14 protein-coding genes and 1 pseudogene are annotated in these 16829 nt (G+C 45.4%); 5 read left to right on the forward strand and 10 right to left on the reverse strand.

What is annotated here, in order from left to right; all coding sequences use genetic code 11:
* Positions 1-7: 7 nt before the first annotated feature.
* The gene (locus H735_RS18055) at positions 8-844 is read right to left on the reverse strand and encodes a YdcF family protein (RefSeq protein ID WP_042980228.1); all 837 of its coding nucleotides are present in this window, start codon (positions 842-844) and stop codon (positions 8-10) included.
* A gap of 144 nt (positions 845-988) precedes the next feature.
* Here H735_RS18055 and H735_RS18060 point away from each other — a divergent pair, with 144 nt between their 5' ends.
* Positions 989-2359 carry an L-serine ammonia-lyase gene (locus H735_RS18060; protein ID WP_020195725.1) on the forward strand — a complete coding sequence of 457 codons (1371 nt, stop codon included), beginning with the start codon at positions 989-991 and terminating at the stop codon, positions 2357-2359.
* Between the two features lie 374 nt (positions 2360-2733).
* Positions 2734-4209, forward strand: a complete 1476-nt coding sequence (locus tag H735_RS18065) for a peptide MFS transporter (protein ID WP_005443672.1) — start codon at positions 2734-2736, stop codon at positions 4207-4209.
* Positions 4210-4288: 79 nt separating this feature from the next.
* On the opposite strand, the pseudogene H735_RS18070 reads toward H735_RS18065, so the two are convergent.
* Positions 4289-5350 (reverse strand): annotated as a pseudogene (locus tag H735_RS18070) (Nramp family divalent metal transporter); the annotation flags it as partial.
* A gap of 228 nt (positions 5351-5578) precedes the next feature.
* Positions 5579-5818 carry a VPA0252 family protein gene (locus H735_RS18075; RefSeq protein ID WP_020195723.1) on the reverse strand — a complete coding sequence of 80 codons (240 nt, stop codon included), beginning with the start codon at positions 5816-5818 and terminating at the stop codon, positions 5579-5581.
* 209 nt (positions 5819-6027) lie between these two features.
* Here H735_RS18075 and H735_RS18080 point away from each other — a divergent pair, with 209 nt between their 5' ends.
* A complete protein-coding gene (locus H735_RS18080) occupies positions 6028-6918 on the forward strand; it encodes a LysR family transcriptional regulator (RefSeq protein ID WP_027726653.1) in 891 nt (296 codons plus the stop codon).
* Here H735_RS18080 and H735_RS18085 read toward each other — a convergent pair.
* The 6 genes from H735_RS18085 to H735_RS18110 form a co-directional block, all read right to left on the reverse strand.
* A complete protein-coding gene (locus H735_RS18085) occupies positions 6915-7700 on the reverse strand; it encodes a phosphotransferase enzyme family protein (protein ID WP_020195721.1) in 786 nt (261 codons plus the stop codon). The two genes, H735_RS18080 and H735_RS18085, sit on opposite strands and share 4 nt — an antisense overlap.
* Positions 7701-7853: 153 nt before the next feature.
* Complete coding sequence (locus tag H735_RS18090; RefSeq protein WP_020195720.1) at positions 7854-8735, reverse strand: LysR substrate-binding domain-containing protein; 882 nt, start codon at positions 8733-8735, stop codon at positions 7854-7856.
* A gap of 120 nt (positions 8736-8855) precedes the next feature.
* The gene (locus H735_RS18095) at positions 8856-9821 is read right to left on the reverse strand and encodes an OmpA family protein (RefSeq protein WP_020195719.1); all 966 of its coding nucleotides are present in this window, start codon (positions 9819-9821) and stop codon (positions 8856-8858) included.
* Between the two features lie 615 nt (positions 9822-10436).
* A complete protein-coding gene (locus H735_RS18100; protein ID WP_009705048.1) occupies positions 10437-11561 on the reverse strand; it encodes a M14 family metallopeptidase in 1125 nt (374 codons plus the stop codon).
* Positions 11562-11674: 113 nt separating this feature from the next.
* A complete protein-coding gene (locus tag H735_RS18105; RefSeq protein WP_020195718.1) occupies positions 11675-13075 on the reverse strand; it encodes an FAD-dependent oxidoreductase in 1401 nt (466 codons plus the stop codon).
* 259 nt (positions 13076-13334) lie between these two features.
* On the reverse strand, positions 13335-13694 hold the full coding sequence (locus H735_RS18110; RefSeq protein ID WP_005442378.1) for a DUF3316 domain-containing protein: 360 nt from the start codon (positions 13692-13694) through the stop codon (positions 13335-13337).
* A gap of 525 nt (positions 13695-14219) precedes the next feature.
* On the opposite strand from H735_RS18110, the gene H735_RS18115 reads away from it, so the two are divergent.
* Together H735_RS18115 and H735_RS18120 are read left to right on the forward strand one after the other, a co-directional pair.
* Positions 14220-15125: a VirK/YbjX family protein gene (locus H735_RS18115; protein ID WP_020195717.1), complete on the forward strand. Its 906-nt coding sequence runs from the start codon at positions 14220-14222 to the stop codon at positions 15123-15125.
* 37 nt (positions 15126-15162) lie between these two features.
* Entirely contained in the window at positions 15163-15714 is a 552-nt protein-coding gene (locus H735_RS18120) for an outer membrane beta-barrel protein (protein ID WP_020195716.1), read from the forward strand.
* A 92-nt stretch (positions 15715-15806) separates the two neighbouring features.
* Here H735_RS18120 and H735_RS18125 read toward each other — a convergent pair whose 3' ends face one another.
* Entirely contained in the window at positions 15807-16712 is a 906-nt protein-coding gene (locus H735_RS18125; RefSeq protein ID WP_020195715.1) for an EamA family transporter, read from the reverse strand.
* Positions 16713-16829 lie beyond the last annotated feature (117 nt).

A 16829-nucleotide genomic window follows, 5' to 3' on the forward strand; every position in this document is an offset into this window, starting at 1 on the left:
GGCTTAACTAGCCATTCGCTTCGGGGTCAAGTTGCAGGTTCAACGTCGTTAATATCGGATGAAACACTGCTAACGCTTGCTCTGCTGCAACCACTGAATCATCAAAGGCCGTCATTTCGATGGCCTTTTTCATATCTGCAATTTGCCCTAACACTTCAGGCTCTAAATCGAGCGCTTGAAACTTTTCTATCGCACCAAGGCCAATGGCTAAGGGCTTTGCTCGTACCTCAGCGAGATCACGTTCAAAGGCACCACGCTTGACTCCCTCTAGATACACGCGGTAAGTCGTGAGTTCATCAAACAATAGAAATGCGTCCGCTAAAACACCTGTATTGGGGTAAGGCACACTCACATGATGCGAGAGATCGAGTGGAATATTGAGCTTTACCCCCATGTCCGCACAACGCGACTTCAGCACGCGCAATAAGCCTTGTTCATCCATTAAGGTTTGAATCTCGATGATGCGCTCTAGGTGATAGTCATTGGAGAGTAATGTGACTTCAATGGTTTGCCCCGCCTCGCAAAGACCACTTATCAATAATTCCGCAGCGGCATTTTGCATGTTCTGCACCGTATTGAGTGAACGATTCTCGATGATGACCTGCTGCTCTGGAAAATCGATTTCCCTAACCTTGGCTAACTGGCAAAAGTAGCGGTACATCGCATCCGCTTCTGAGACGGTTTGTCCTTGAGTCACACCGCCACAAAAAACCAAGGCAGCCGTCTCAAAGCAAAATTCGTTTAAAACATTCAACAGCGCTTCCACGCGTGATCGGCCTTCAGCACTCAACTGATCGTGCACTAAGCGCTTACCTAGAATGATCACTACCTTGTTTAACTTCATTACCCAGATCTCAATTACTCATACTTTAGCGAACAATTTGTATACAAAAATTTGCTTTGCCAATACTCTTTCAGGAATTAACATCTAATTAACAATGTCGTTCTAGAGACCTGGACAAAGGTCCGCAGAGAAAGGAAGTCAATTATGCTGTCGATTTTCGATATTTTTAAGGTCGGTGTCGGTCCATCCAGTTCCCACACCAATGGCCCAATGCTCGCAGGTTACCATTTCACTCAATTACTTAGCGACTCTATGGCGAAAGTGCATAAGGTGCAAGTTGACCTTTACGGTTCTTTATCGCTGACTGGCAAAGGCCACCATACAGACCGGGCCACCGTCCTTGGTTTGATGGGCAATAAGCCCGATACCATTAAAATAACCAGCGCCAAGAGTGCACTGCAACATACCATTGAACATGGCACACTCTCGGTCGCAGGTGTTCATGAAATCGTGTTTAGCTATGAACACGATATTGTCTTCCACAGTGATAACCTTCCCCTTCATGAAAATGGCATGACCATCACGGCTTATGATGCTGCTGGTGATCAGGTGGCGTTTGAAACTTACTACTCTATCGGTGGTGGCTTTATTGCAACCGCAGCCGAGTTGGAAAATGGCAGTTCCGAAGCGGAAGTACAGGTACCTTACCCATTCAAATCCGCCGATGAAATGCTAGAAAAAGCGGAGCAAAACGGATTCAGCCTAGGTGGAATGATTCTGCAAAACGAGCGTGCCTTCCGTGAACAGGAAGAGATCGATCAAAAAGCCGAACAGATCTGGAAAGTGATGTCGCTGTGCATGCAACGAGGCTTTGATACCGAAGGTATTCTCGAAGGCGGGTTGAACGTAACGCGCCGAGCGCCAAACCTACTCAAAAAACTCGAAGCCAATGCGGCAGTAGAGAACGACCCAATGGAGATCATGGATTGGATTAACCTGTTTGCCTTTGCTGTAAGTGAAGAGAACGCCGCAGGTGGTCAAGTAGTGACGTCGCCAACCAACGGCGCTGCTGGTGTTATTCCTGCCGTGCTTATGTACTACCATCGCTTCATTAAGGAGCTCGATAACAAGCAATTGAAAGACTTCTTAGCCGTGGCGGGGGCGATTGGCATCTTGTACAAAACCAACGCTTCCATCTCAGGGGCAGAGGTCGGGTGCCAAGGCGAAGTCGGCGTATCTTCTTCGATGGCGGCCGCAGGCTTAACGGCACTGCGTGGAGGAAGCAATGAGCAGATATGTATTGCCGCAGAGATCGCCATGGAGCACTCACTCGGCATGACTTGTGACCCGATTGGCGGTTTGGTTCAGGTGCCGTGTATTGAGCGAAACGCGATGGGCGCGATGAAGGCCATTAACGCATCACGCATGGCACTGAAACGCACCAGCAAATGCCTTATTTCATTAGATAAAGTTATCGAAACCATGTATCAGACGGGCAAAGACATGAATAAGAAATATCGTGAGACATCACTTGGTGGACTCGCGGTGATTCATATGGCTCCACCATGCGAATAGCATACTTTATATCAGTTTTTGCTAATTAATATTTTTCATTGTTGGCGGACAAAATTCCGCCAACGCCTTTGTTCGTGTATAAAAATCAGCCTGCCTCTTGCTTCTCTTCATTCTGCTTATTAATTCAGCGACTTTTCAAAACCTTAAAAAACACAAAAGAATAATAGTCTTATAAATTGTTATTTTTTAGTCATTTATTCACATAATTTTCAGTTGATCTAGAACAACACATTAGCGAGGCAAACGTTTCGCATTAGAAATTTTAGTGTATTAATTTCGTTTTATGCGACAATTGTTTCAATATGTAACATAGCGTTTAAGTAACATTTAACAGAAATAATAACTACCTTTCTCGCAATAGTGAGTATTTAATTATGTGGAATAAACTAAATAAATCTATGATGTTCTGCCAAATGATGTTTGGCTTATCATTTTACGGCGTGTTAGTCAGTCTGACGCGTTTCTTCTTAGAGGATCTGAATTACAACGAAGCTGATACCATGATGATCGTCGGTGCATTTTCGGCGATTGGCCCTCTATTTGCGATTGCTGGCGGCTTTATCGCTGACAAATTTTTAGGTGCTTACCGCTCTCTATCGATTGCCTTCTTAGCATTCGCATCTGGCTACGTACTGCTTGTTCTTGGTGCTTCGGCAACCAACGTACCACTTTCAATGTGTGGTATCGCGCTAGCAAGTTACGGTCGTGGTTTGATGTCTCCTTCTTACCCTAGCTTGTACAAACGTACCTTTAAGTCACAAGAAGACTTCGAGAAAGGCTACCCAATCAACTACTCAGTGAACAACGTTGGCGCTTTCCTAGGCCAATACTTGTTCCCTATGATTGTGCTTATCATCGGCTTTAATGGTGGTTTCACTATTTCAGCAGTGATGGCTGGCGCCGCATTGGTAATGCTACTTGTGTTCCGCAAAGGCTTGGTTGGCGTTGCTTCTGATCTGGATCGTCAAAGCGTTAGCATGAAGAACTGGATTTTCTTCGCGATTATCTCAGCGGCGATGATTGCACTGGTATTCTTCATGTTCTCTAACATGGATATCGGTCAAAACATCGTTTACGCCATCGGCGGTGCAGCGATTCTTTACTTTGTTTCTTTGATGTTGAAAGCAAGCAAAGCGGAATCATTGAAGATGGGTACTATCCTAATCGTTACCTTCCTAACCACGTGTTTCTTCGTTTACTACGGTCAAATGATGACTTCTATGAACATGGTAGCGATCAACACTCTGAAAGGTTCTCTGTTTGGCTTCATCCCACTAGAGCCTGAAGCAGCAATGGCAATGAACCCACTATGGTGTATGGTTGGTGGCCCTATCGTTGCAGGCTTCTTTGGTATGCTAGAAAAACGCGATATTCACCTATCAACAGCGACTAAGATTGCATTGGCATTCGTGCTAACCGCTATCGCATTCGGCATCCTAACGTTCGCAGTAACGACTGTTGGCGAAGACGTAATCATCATGCCTGAAATCTTCCTAGCGATTCACTTCTTCCAAGCAATTGCGGAAGTTATCGTAGGTTCAATGGTTGTTGCGTTCATTCTATCTGTGGCACCTAAGCACATCGAAAACTTCTCAGTAAGCTTGTTCTCTGTAGCAATCGCACTGAGTGGTATCGTTGGTGCTGCGTTCTCTACATCTATCGCACTAGAGAAAGGCCAAGAGATCACACAAGAAATCGTACAGCACGTTTACGGTGATTACTTCCAACTGCTGACTATCCTAGCGGTTGTCATGGTGGCTATCGCATTAGGTGCATCGTTCATCATTCGTAAGATGCTTGAAGCGGCAAAACAAAGTGAAGCTGAATTGGAAGTGGTTGAGCAAAACTAATTCTCTCTCAGCATCAAATAAAAAACGGAAGCCAAGTGGCTTCCGTTTTTTATCGACAGAGAAAAGGAGGGAGAAATCATTAAGCGGTTAAGGTAACCATCAGATAGCCGTTGAGTGCCAGTACTAAAGTAACGATAACCATACCTGCGTAAGAGACCCATTTGTTGTTTTTGAACTCACCCATCAAGCGTTCGCTGTTGGTAAAGATAAGCAATGGGATAATCGCCAACGCAATACCAAAGCTCAACACCACTTGGCTCATCACCAAGATATCGGTGGTGTTCATGCCTAAACCAATCACCACAAACGAAGGTGCCATAGTAATAAAGCGTCGTACCCACATTGGAATAGAGAAGCGCACAAAGCCTTGCATCACCACCTGACCTGCCATTGTGCCAACGACGGTAGAAGACAAGCCTGAAGCAATCAACGAGACACCAAACAACACAGATACGGCTTTACCTGCCAATGGCGTTAGCGTCATGTATGCCGTTTCAATTTCTGCCACATGTTGGTTGCCTGAGTAATGGAACACGGCAGCGGCCATCGCCACAATCGCGATATTCACAAAACCTGCAATTACCATCGCAATCAACACATCAAAGCGAGTGGTACGAAGGCGAGTTTTGGTGCTTTCGCCATAGCTGTTTTTGAACAAAGCAGAATGAAGATAAATCACGTGAGGCATTACAGTCGCGCCTAGAATACCCGCAGCAAGGTAGATTTGATGCGAATCAGTAAAGGTTGGGGTTAGCAGACCTTTCACCATTTCACCGCCCGCAGGATGCGCAAAAAACAGTTCAGCAATGTAGATAACCGCCACCAACATCAAAAGTGAACCAATCACGACTTCTAGCGGTTTTTGACCTTTCTGGTTAAGCATCAAAATCATCACGGTTGCTACCGCAGTGATCATCGCACCTTCCATTAAGCTAATACCAAACACCAACTGAAAGCCGACTGCTGCACCGATAAACTCGGCAAGGTCTGTCGCTATCGCGATGATTTCAGCTTGGATCCAGTAGAAGCCCACCGCCCATTTGTTTGGTAAGTGGTCACGTAGATGCTCTGCTAGGTTTTTGCCTGTGACGATACCTAGCTTGGCGGATAAATACTGAATCAACATCGCCATTAGGTTTGCTCATAGCGATATTCCTCTCTAGTCGATGAGAAGAATCATACGTCCACTCAAATGAGAATCAATATCACTTAGAAACACAAAAACGGTAATTAAGATTTCAACAATTAATTTAAAATTATCGATAAACAAAAACTATCAAAGATTTCTGTTGAATTTGGCTTGCTATTACCCAGAAACAACAATGCCGCGTTAGACACGGCATTGAAAGCGGGGGATGGTTTCGATTACTTAGTCGCGACGGCCGCGCAATTGAATCGGTTGCTTAGAAGCGTCTGTTTGAATCATCACGCCACCGTAAGTAGCGTCATTACGACCTTTAAGAGTCAGGTTAGAATCCGCGCGCTCCACATTAACTTGGTTTGTTTGGCTAGTAGCCATATCAATAGTACCCGTGTATGAGCCATCGCCAGCGAATGCTACATTCATTGAACAAGCCATTAAGCCTACTAGTGCGATTAGTTTTTTCATACGTCACCTCGATTATTTGTGGTACATCGTTTCGATGAAGAAACTGTAGCAACAGTTCCAAAGTAGCACGAGGAAAACCCGAATTTACCAAATGGAAATCCTCGGCCAAAAAATGCTTTTCTGCCATAAACTTAGAATTGACCATCCCCTGTCTTTTTTTATGAGAGGCGGAGTTATGATGCCGTGGCAACGTTGGCTGGAGTAAAAGAATGACAATGAATCTAGATATGCAAAACGTCTTGGTATTAAAGCGCATGTATGAGCTGCGTAACGTTCGTTTAGTGGCAGAGTCGATGGGAAAAACCTCAGGTGCCATCAGTAAGAACTTAACCAAGATGAAAGCGCAACTGGACGATCCTTTGTTCATTCAAACCAAAAATGGCTTTGAGCCGACCTCGTTTATTGAAGCCAACATGCCTCACTTCGAACAGATCCTCGCCAGTGCAGACGCCATTAAGCCACAGCAGTTCTCACCAGATTTATTTGCGGGCGAGGTTGCCATCTATGCCAACACACTGTTTTGGGATCGATTCGGTGACAAGCTTTATCTCGAACTACTCAAGCAAGCACCACACGCCAGTTATGCCTTTTTAAGATGGGGGGCAGATGCGCGCAATCGCATCATTGAAGGTGAAAATGCCATTGCTATTCACTACTTTGATGAAGACCTACCTCAATCCATCGCTCAAAAAGAACTGGGTCGAGGGAAAGCTGTCTTTTTTGTGAAAGAAGATCACCCAGCACAAGATTTTCAATCTTTGAGCGATTACACCTTTGTTCTGTTCAAAACACCGGGCTGGAACGATCACAAATACCCGCTTTTGGATCGATTAAGAAACATCGGTTTTCACGTTGAGCCCAAAGTTGAGATTGAGCACCCTGCGATGATTCACAGCATTATCATGAACACCGACCATTTCGGTATTACCATGAGTGGTAACGTTCCTGAATCATGTCGCAGTATCGAGCTACCAAACGGGCTGGAACTTGGCGTGAGCTTTGTGATGAGTTGCCGACGTTCTCAGCAGCATGACCCACAAAATCAATGGTTGTTTGATGTGATTCAATCCATCATTAAGCAGCATTCAAAGCCAGATTAAAATTTGATTTCACCGAGTACCCCGAGCGTAATGGCTTGGTGATGCTTATTAATGTATTCAATATCTTGCAAGTAAGCGGTGTGGTGACAGTCCTCCATATTAGCTTGGAACTGAGCATCGCCATTTGCAGCCATTGACCGCATGTGGTCTACCAACGCCGTCAAACGCAACGTCATTACCTCAACCAACTCTTCACGCTCTAATCGAGTACAGCCATAAGCATCACAAAAGATCTTAGCTCTGCGAATTTGCTCCTCAAGCGTCCCCATTTTGTCGTCTTCATCAGTTTTGAACGGTGCCCAGCCATACACAGAAAAGGCGATGTCCCAAATTCGAGGTGCTGGATGAGCGGTATCAAAATCGAATACTCCCACAACAACATCGCCCTCTAACGCAACGTTATAAGGCATAAAATCGCCATGGCAAATCACCTCTTTTGGAGAGCGTGAAGGCAGCATCCAGTGATGGACATCTTGTGTATTGAGCTTGAGGAAACTTTCAGAGGCATCGTGAAAACGACGTAGTAGTTTAGCGGCGGATTTCAGCGCCATGAGCGAGCTAATTGGCCCTTCTAGCGGGTAATTGTAAGTCTCGCCTTCAACGAAAGTCAGCAGCTCTTTTCCTCCCTCAATGGAGACGGCTTTTGGACACGCAGTAAAACCGTGGCTGTGAAGATGTTGGAGTAATTGATGAACCGTCATCGTCCAATGACTGGCAGGTCGGCTAACGAGCTCTCCCTTTCGATAAATGGCATTCTCTCTGCCACCTTCTAACGCTTCCATTACAGCTCCTTGATGCTCAGAGCGTGCGCTCTGTGAGTGATGACGACATGAAACGTACTTCGTCATCTTAGCACCCGAACTTTACTCATGGAGGCTGATAATGTTTCAGATTGTTAGATAAATCGCAGTTCGTTTCCGTCTTGTGATTGAGCCCTAAAATTGCGCTTCTAGACTTTGCCTTAGCCACTCGATAAATGCTTTCACGTGCGGCCTTTCTTCACCGCGAACAATCATGTGATGCGCACCTCGACTTGGCATCGACCAATCTCCGATTTGCACCAACGATCCTTGCTGAAGATGGTCCTCGACCAATAAGTCTCTTACAAGCAAAATGCCCAGTTGATTCACCGCAGCTTCAATCGCCAACAAAGAATGTTCAAACTCTCCTGTGAGCTTCACCCCTTTACATTCAACACCTTGATACGCTAACCAACCCTGCCACGTTTCTTGGTAGCCTCCCGTAGCTAACTTAGGCAAGCGAGCAAGATCAGATAAGTGAGAAATGGGATTAAGATGCAAAAAGCCAGGGCTTGCCACCACAATCCAGTTTTCTTGCGTCAGTTGAATGGCTTGTTGTGACTGCCAATCTCCATAACCATTAATGATCTCCACATCAGCGATATCACTGTTGCTCGGCATTGCGTTGGCGGTGGTAGAGACTTTAAAACTCACTTTAGGATGTTGGCGATGAAAATCCGCCAGTCGCGGCATTAGCCATTGAGAGCAAAAGCTGTGTGCCACGTGTAACGTTAACTGCGCCTGCTTTTGTCGAGAGAAAAGATGTTGGGTTGCTGCAGAAAGACTCTGAAAGACGTGACTTACCACAGGTAAATAATCATGAGCAGCTTGAGTGAGATTGAGCTGAGCACCATTGCGTTCAAACAAGGTGGCGTCTAAGTACACTTCGAGGGATTTAACTTGCTGACTGACCGCCGCACGGGTGACATTGAGCTCTTCTGCCGCCTTGGTAAAGCTTTGCAATCGAGCGGTTGCTTCAAACGCTTTGAGAGAATTGAGTGGCGGTAGGTTTTGCATATCAGGCTCCAGACGAACAAGTAAGAAAATACTATGACGGAGCTGTGACAGATAAATGAAGGGGAAACAAAAAAGCCAGCGTCAGACGCTGGCTTTTAAAGTTACTGATTCAATAATGAATTATTGAGCAGCTTCTTCAGTTTGGTATTGGAACGCAGGAACAACAACTTCTACACGACGGTTCTCTTCACGACCTTCGCGAGTTTCGTTGCTAGCTACTGGGTTAGCTTCGCCCATACCTTTAACAGTCATACGGTCTGCAGCGATACCTTCAGCTTGGAAGTGATCAGCAACTGCTTGTGCACGCTTCTCAGTTAGCTGTTGGTTGTAAGCTTCAGAACCAGTTGTGTCACTGTAGCCGTTGATTTCAACTTGAGCTTGTGGGTAAGTGTTCATTAGCTCTACAGTACCGTTGAACGCAGAAGCGTCTTGTAGTTCAGCGCTTTCTAGGCCGAATTGTACTGTTACTGTTTGAGCTGGGTATTCGTTCTCAACGATGCGAGTCGCTGGACGAGTTTCAACTACTTCTTCTTGAACTACTGGCTCAGAACCGAACTTGTAGTTGAAGCCAATACCGAAGAAGTCAGCATCCATGTCGTCGATGATGTCATCAGACATGTCTTGGTAACGTTGGTACTCAGCGCGTAGGCTCCAGTTGTAGTTGATTTGGTATTCAGCACCTAGAGAGCCAGTTGGTACGAAATCTTTCTCGTCACCAGCCATCATGTATGCAGCACCTACTTTAGCAAATAGGTTCCAAGAATCAGTTAGAGGAAGGTTGAACTTAGGAGCTAGAGTTAGCGCCCATAGGTCACCGTCAACTGTGTTTAGGCCAGCTTTGTTGAAGTTAGCTGTGAAGTTACCTAGGTAATCAACACCGTATTCAGCTGCAACGTATTCGTTGAAGTTGTAACCAATGTGCATACCAGCTGCGAAGCTGTCGTCATCACATGGAGCGTCTAGGTGACATGCGTCGTTTAGAGCGTTGTAACCAAGTTTGCCGCCGATGTATGTATCAGCAAGAGCAACATTCGACATTACGCCACCAGCTAGAACGGTAGCCACTGCAAGAGCGATCTTTTTCATTATTTTTCCTTTATGCGAGGCGACCCGATTACTTTCCCCAGAAAAATCTGTTTTTAGGAAACTCAGAACCTACACTGTTTTCAAGTGATTAAAAACTACGCCAACAATCTCTATTAACGCATCATCATGCGACGCCTTAATCGGGATTCATCCATTAAGAGCGTTGGTTGGAATTTTGATGCACCTATCTGCCACGATATCACTGACGCCTTTAACCAGCACATCAGGAGTGAGAGATAACGATGAGCAAACCTCTGTAGGTACAAGATTCCGGGACGAAAATTATCCGGATTCTATCTTGTAATCACATAGCAACTAAAAAGTAATTTAATCGGCTGTGCCTACTTCAACCGCAAACTCTGGATCGGTAACCCTATGAGATGATATGAGTTTTGTGACAAGAATCTCGAAACGGACTTTAACAGAATAACCATCTCTAAAATAAATCATTATTTTTGTCGTCACGACAAAAAATTCTTATCGATACTCAGATAACCATCAGATATTGCAGATTTTTTGTTTAAAGCGCTTAGAAAGTAGTTCGTCAATAGAGAACGTGAAAAGAATAGTGGCAGAAAAAACAGCCCGTAAAGTACGGGCTGTGAACGAATTGCGTTAAATTTTGTCAGAGACCGCCAATGTTGCAGCCAAAACATCCTGTCCAAACAAGACACTACGCTCAGGAGACCAACCGTATAGAGGGTCTGGATGGTTATTATTGTCTTTGAATGGCATCTCAATCGTGTAAGACAAACACTTGAATTGCTCTGCCACCCAGTTAGAGCCAACGGTTAGGTTCGCTTTACCCGGTTCATCTTTGTCGTAACCGATCTCGTCTTGGAACTCTGGCGTAATCGTCAGAAGTGCTTGTTTAAACGCGTTTTCCAACTCAGCCATGCCTTCGTCATAAGAAGGAATACCTTCAGAGCCCGCCACGAAGTTGTACGGGATAGCTTCATCACCATGAATATCTAGGAACATATCAACGCCAGTTTCTAGCATGCGCTCACGAACCAAGAAAACTTCAGGACTCTTTTCCATTGATGGCGTTTGCCACTCACGGTTTAGGTTTACGCCAACCGCGTTAGTACGTAGGTGACCACGCACACCGCCGTCTGGGTTCATGTTTGGTACAACGTAAAGTACTGCTTTTTCAAGCAATGCACGCGCAACCGTGTCGTTCTCATCAAGCAGACGTTGGATCATGCCTTCCATGAACCATTCCGCCATCGTCTCACCTGGGTGCTGACGTGCAATCATCCAGATTTTCTTTTTGCCTTCTTCTGGCTCACCGAAAGTTAGCAAGCTCATGTCATTGCCATCTAGCGTATGACCAAGCGTCTCTAGTTGGCAGTGGTGCGCGCTTTGTGCCATGTGTAACAGGTCTAGGTGACGGTCGTACGTGTAAGGTGCAAAGTACGCGAAGTAAATTGAGCTGCGCTCAGGGATAACAGTGAAAGTCAGCGTGTCGCCATCGAACTCTGCCGGTACTCGGAACCACTCTTCACGATCGTAAGACGCAACCACGTCGTAACCTTGCCAACCTTCTGGGTAAGCCGATTTCGCAAGATCAAGAAGTTTGATGGTGTGTGATTGCTCGGCTTCTGTCTCTAGACGGAAGTGGAACCACTGGTAGAATTCCGACATGTTGTCGTTAGGAATTTTGAGTTGGATGTCGTTTTTGTCGTCCGCTTTCACTACGTGAATGCTGCCGCTGTCAAAGTTGCTGAATACTTTCATTTTATTACTCACCTTTTGCATCTGAGCTTGAAAGACTGAGGCTAACACAAAGGGAAGAGGTGCCTCTAACACTTTCACTTCTTCCCTATCCGTTTGCGATCAAAATATTCAGTTTAGTCGAGCTTATCCGCTTTGCCTGCTGGTCCCGCGAGTTTTGCTAGCCACTTATCCCAGATGAATGGCGTCTGCTCGTTATCTTCTGCTTCCTCTTTGCGACGTACCGCGTTGCGTACCATCATCGCTCCCGTCCATCGAAATGGCTCTGGCGGGAAATGCCCCAACGGCCCTTTGGCTAAACCGCTTTTCGTCCATTCATTCTCGATTCCCAATACCAACGAAGATAAGATCTTTCCGCCCATTCGAGTCTGCGCTACCCCGTTACCCGAATAACCAAAGCCATAAAAGATATTGCTTTGGTTATCTAACTCACCGAAGAATGGAAAACCAGTTGCGGAGCGGTCTGAACCGCCCGTCCATGAGTAAGCGAACTCTGCTCCTTTCAAACGCGGGAACAGCTTATCGAACGACTTACGCAGCAGATCTTGATAGCGTGTTGGCTTGTTGAACATTGCGTTGACTTGGTTGTTGAAAGAGAACTGATTGCCGCCTTTCCCCAACATCAAACGGCCATCTGGCGTATCTCGGTAATAGTGGACGAAGATACGTGAATCCAACACGCTAGAACCGGCCTGCCAACCAGATTGAGATAGCGCGTCACCAAGCGGTTTGGTGATCACCATGTCGGAAGAGACCACCACAATACTGCTTTTGAATTGCTTAAACTGCTCCACCATCCATGCGTTTAATGCCAACACCACCTGCTGCGCTTGAATATTTCCTTTAGGTGTACAGACAGTGGCAGGTTTTCCATAATCTAAACGCGTCATCGGCGTATTCTCATAGATCTCAACACCCAATTCTATTGCGACGCGCCTTAATCCTCTCGCCAATAAAGCTGGTTGAACGCTGGCTGCTACTGGAGAGTGAAAACCTTCTATATTGCGCGGCGAGCCTGCATTGGCACTTAACTCCTCAGTTTGGCAATGGCGCCAACTGTTCACTTCTAAACGCTTTAACTCGTCCACAACTGGCTGCATTCCCCCAGTTTGAGCCTGATTGGTTGCAGTGTAATAAACCCCTTTCAATGATAATTGCGCATCGATGTTGTACTGCTGACAAAAGTCGTCAATCTCTAGCACTGCTTGTTCCGACTCTTTTACCAACCAAGCGGCGTGTTCTTCACCGAATAAGCGTTTCAAGGTCGGAAACTTTGTCGACCAAGTCAGCATACAACCGCCGTTTGCGCCCGATGCACCACTGCCACACAAGCCTTTTTCAATCACAACCACCTGTTTTTCCGGCGATTGCTGCTTGATCATGATCGCAGTCCAAAGGCCGGTGTAACCACCGCCGACAATAGCGACATCTGCTTGGGTATTTTGTTGAAGTGGTTTAGCGGTTTCTGGCTGCTCAATTTCAAGCGCTTGCTTAAACCAATATGAAGGGTGAGTCATTCGATATCCTTTGTAAAAGTGACGCACACAACCGTGCTTTGTCACCACTTTACAAACCTACCGAATATTCAACGAGCTAGAAAAACTTACGCTGAGCGTTAGAAAATATTTATGAGATATTATATTTAAGAAACACATTCATCAAAAATATATATTTAATAATAAAAAAGGGGAGCAAATGCTCCCCAAAAATAATAGAACGAATATACAACAAGGATTAAACAGGAAATAGAGTTATAAATGCTAGCGAATGAATTAATTAACGATTACCAGGTTCACGCATGCGGTATTCGTATTTCACATTCAATATTGGTTGGTATGCGATTTGACCGTTATCTTGCAGGAATTCATCTACTGTTACTTTCGCATTAGTAATAGAGAAAGACTGGCGGTCTACGATATCAAATGAGCTTTTGAATTCGTCTCTTAGCTGTGCTGACGACTTGCTTTGATAGTTCTTAATCATTTCAAAGCCCATGTCGTAAGCGGCTTGTTTACTGTCGACAACATTACCGTGAATGGTTCTGCTGTTATTAGTCCATTGGTAACCACCAGCAATAGCAGCGATTGGAGTAGCGGTTAATGCGATAAGACTTGCTAGAGTGATTAAACGTTTCATAATGTGCTCCTTACTTACCTTTTAAATATCGAGTTCCAAATACTCGATTAATGTAGGGTACGTATAGAGACCTATAGCGAGTCAGATTAATTTCAGAAAAACTTTAATTAATTTCCATTTTATTTTTAATTTACTGTTAGGCTTGGCTTTTGCTTTTAATAAAAAACTAAGTAAATCCGTAGATTAGCTTTTCTCGATAGCTTAATCATACCGTCTAAATTTTTTCTTATCGGATTTAATATATCTAATCGCTATAAATAAGTGCGTTTTGGATATGACACGATGCTTCTCTCTTGTACGCGCTCTGACCGCGAATCCTGACACTCTCATACCAAGCCTTACAATACCTCGCCACGCTTTTCTCATAGAATCCTCAGCAAAAGAACACTGTTCAAAACCAGTTCCTGTCTAGCTGGAGTGAAGAACGGCTCACTTTGCTTTCTCCCTTTTTGCGTTCGATACCTAACGCTCACAGCCACATGACAGAACCGACATCACTGGAAATGAGTTTGGAGTGAAATAACCATGAATAAATCCATCCTTCACCACAGCAAAACCATTTACTCGGATGAGTATGCTGAGATTTATCATCCAATCTGGACATACCGCATCAAGTTCATTGCTCGTGCGTTGTTCTATCGAAAGTCATTTAAGTATCTGGCAGACAACATTGAGGCTTCACTGCTGGGGATGCTGTGTACGCGTACTCTCCGTTTCTTAGAAAAACCATTTCGCCCATACATCGTAAAAAATAGCCCTGCTATTGATCGCTCAGCGCTTGTGGTTGATCACTACAACACAGTGTCGGAACTCGTCTCGCCTGATCTAATGAAACAGATCTATACCGATGCTAAGGGACTCACTCTGATGACCTTTGAGATCGAGGATATTCTCTATACGGTCAGATTGGTTTATGAAGCTCGCTACCAAAAAGAAGGCGACATGAGCTTGGTATTACACAGCCAAGAAGACGGCAACTTCTATACTCTGTCGTTCACATTGGGACACGAGAACGGCGCTCGCAGCATCATGATTGGTGGCTTACAAGGCCCACGCAGCAACGAAACTAGCAATGAAAAAATCAAAAAGCTGACTCGTAAATTGTACGGTCAACGCCCAAAAAGTTTGATGGTCAGTCTGCTAGATCTTCTAGCTCAGATTTGGGGCGTTGAAACCATTCTTGCAGTGAAAACCCAATCTCACACTTATGCGGCAAAGCGCTACAGTAAAGGACGAATCAAAACGGATTACGATGCATTGTGGAAGGAACTTGGCGGTACTGAGTACGATCGCAACTTCTACTCACTCACAGTGAATGCTCCGCGCCGTGATATCGAAGGTATGTCGCGATCTAAACGTTCGATGTACCGTCGTCGTTATGAATGGCTAGACAACACCAAAGCAACATTCGAACAAGTACTAAGAAACTAAAAAAGCTAAAAAGCTAAAAAGCTGAGGAGAAACGTTCATGCGTTATTCATTCGTTGCTGCTCTGGTGTTGTCGACTCTTTCCCTATCGGCGAACGCTAGTACAAGCCAGCACATCATAGGTACGAACCTAGGTTATGGCGGTGTAAGCTATGACGCCCCCGCAAGTGAAGAATCCGGTGATATGTTTCTTGGTGAAATTTATTACCGATACATGCCGACCCAAAACTTCGGGATTGAAGCGGGCTTCAAAGGGGCGTTTGATGGTATTGGCTCAACGCTGTTAAGCCCAATTTCAGAGGTTACCGACACGAGCTTTTCTGGCCCACGATTAAGCGGCTATGCCAGCTATCCACTTGGTGCTGGTTTCGAACTTTACGGTAAAGCAGGTATGACGCTCTACACCCTTGAGTACACTTACAAGGTGAATGGACAGAGCCGAAACATTGAACACACTAGCGTTGGTGGCGAAGCGGCAGCAGGATTAGGATGGAGCTACAAGCACTTTGGTTTGAATGCTGAGTATGTGTACTCAAAGAACAGTGATTTTGATTCCGGTGGCGTGATGTTCGGCGCTCAATTACGTTTCTGACGTCGCTTATACTCCTACCCCTTCCCCAAAAACTAAAAAAGAAAAAGGCAGCGATGGCCTGAGTCGCTGCCTTTTTCTTCCATCAATATGAGTCAGTTCGTCAACGCAAGAATGATCCCCGCCACGATCGAAGTGACGCCAAGCCCTCGGGTGAGATGCCATTTATCAGACAGAAACCAAATCCCCATAAACAATCCAAACACGATGCTGATTTGCCTTAATGCCACCACCAAACTCACGTTATCCGTCATAGTCATCGCAAACAGCACCAAGCCGTAGGTGGATGCCATCATTACCCCTGCCATGCTAGCTGTTTTGCGGATCTGCCACGCTGTCTTAATCTCATCTGGCTTGCCCGTAACTAAGCACCACACAAGAGCAGGAATACCTATCGCCCAAAACTGCACACCTAAGTAGAAGATTGCACTGTACTGATCATTCAAGATCTCTGTCGCTTGCCCTGTGAGTAAACTCAGCGCTTCTTTATCAACCACGGAGTAACCCGTTGTGCCTATTGCGGCAATCAATGCCCAGAACACACCAACGTTCAAATAAGAGCCCAATGTCATCTGACGAAAGTTCGTCAGTGGTACCAGCATACAACCAAGGGTAATCAGCAAGAATCCAAACCACTGCTGACTGGATAATTCATGCCCCAATGCCACACTGATTGCGCCAACCATCATCACAGGCAGCGCCCGAGCAATCGGATAAACCACGCCTACATCAGCGTGCTTATAAGCGACAATCAAACCGACCAGGTAGACCATTTGTGAAATGCCGCTAATGAACAGTAATCCCCAAAATTCACTCGGTAATGATGTCCAGCCAATGGTCGCCAAATACCAAATCAAATAAGGGGTAAGAATGGCACAGGCAGAGAAGCTGGCCGCCATGGTAAACGCGAGTCCAGAACCTGAGTTGCTTTTACCAAGGATATTCCAACCCGCATGGAGAACAGCAGAAAAAACGACGAGACCAATCGCCAACAAATCCATTTCAACGTTCCTGTCTGAGTAAATTACCACCTTCTAAAGAAGGTGGCTTTGTGTGAGCCCCCTAAAAGGGGGCCTTTGTTTAATCCAACGCCAACTGGTGCTGCTCTACTCGCTCTT

It is taken from the genome of Vibrio owensii CAIM 1854 = LMG 25443, assembly GCF_000817815.1.
Lineage (GTDB): Bacteria > Pseudomonadota > Gammaproteobacteria > Enterobacterales > Vibrionaceae > Vibrio > Vibrio owensii.

Bases quoted from the DNA above. Each gene is read 5' to 3' on its own strand.
- H735_RS18125 (WP_020195715.1), bottom strand. From the start codon at position 16,712: ATGGATTTGTTGGCGATTGGTCTCGTCGTTTTTTCTGCTGTTCTCCAT.
- H735_RS18085 (WP_020195721.1), bottom strand. From the start codon at position 7,700: ATGGAAGCGTTAGAAGGTGGCAGAGAGAATGCCATTTATCGAAAGGGA.
- H735_RS18120 (WP_020195716.1), top strand. From the start codon at position 15,163: ATGCGTTATTCATTCGTTGCTGCTCTGGTGTTGTCGACTCTTTCCCTA.
- H735_RS18060 (WP_020195725.1), top strand. From the start codon at position 989: ATGCTGTCGATTTTCGATATTTTTAAGGTCGGTGTCGGTCCATCCAGT.
- H735_RS18080 (WP_027726653.1), top strand. From the start codon at position 6,028: ATGACAATGAATCTAGATATGCAAAACGTCTTGGTATTAAAGCGCATG.
- H735_RS18100 (WP_009705048.1), bottom strand. From the start codon at position 11,561: ATGAAAGTATTCAGCAACTTTGACAGCGGCAGCATTCACGTAGTGAAA.
- H735_RS18090 (WP_020195720.1), bottom strand. From the start codon at position 8,735: ATGCAAAACCTACCGCCACTCAATTCTCTCAAAGCGTTTGAAGCAACC.
- H735_RS18105 (WP_020195718.1), bottom strand. From the start codon at position 13,075: ATGACTCACCCTTCATATTGGTTTAAGCAAGCGCTTGAAATTGAGCAG.
- H735_RS18095 (WP_020195719.1), bottom strand. From the start codon at position 9,821: ATGAAAAAGATCGCTCTTGCAGTGGCTACCGTTCTAGCTGGTGGCGTA.
- H735_RS18075 (WP_020195723.1), bottom strand. From the start codon at position 5,818: ATGAAAAAACTAATCGCACTAGTAGGCTTAATGGCTTGTTCAATGAAT.
- H735_RS18065 (WP_005443672.1), top strand. From the start codon at position 2,734: ATGTGGAATAAACTAAATAAATCTATGATGTTCTGCCAAATGATGTTT.
- H735_RS18110 (WP_005442378.1), bottom strand. From the start codon at position 13,694: ATGAAACGTTTAATCACTCTAGCAAGTCTTATCGCATTAACCGCTACT.
- H735_RS18055 (WP_042980228.1), bottom strand. From the start codon at position 844: ATGAAGTTAAACAAGGTAGTGATCATTCTAGGTAAGCGCTTAGTGCAC.
- H735_RS18115 (WP_020195717.1), top strand. From the start codon at position 14,220: ATGAATAAATCCATCCTTCACCACAGCAAAACCATTTACTCGGATGAG.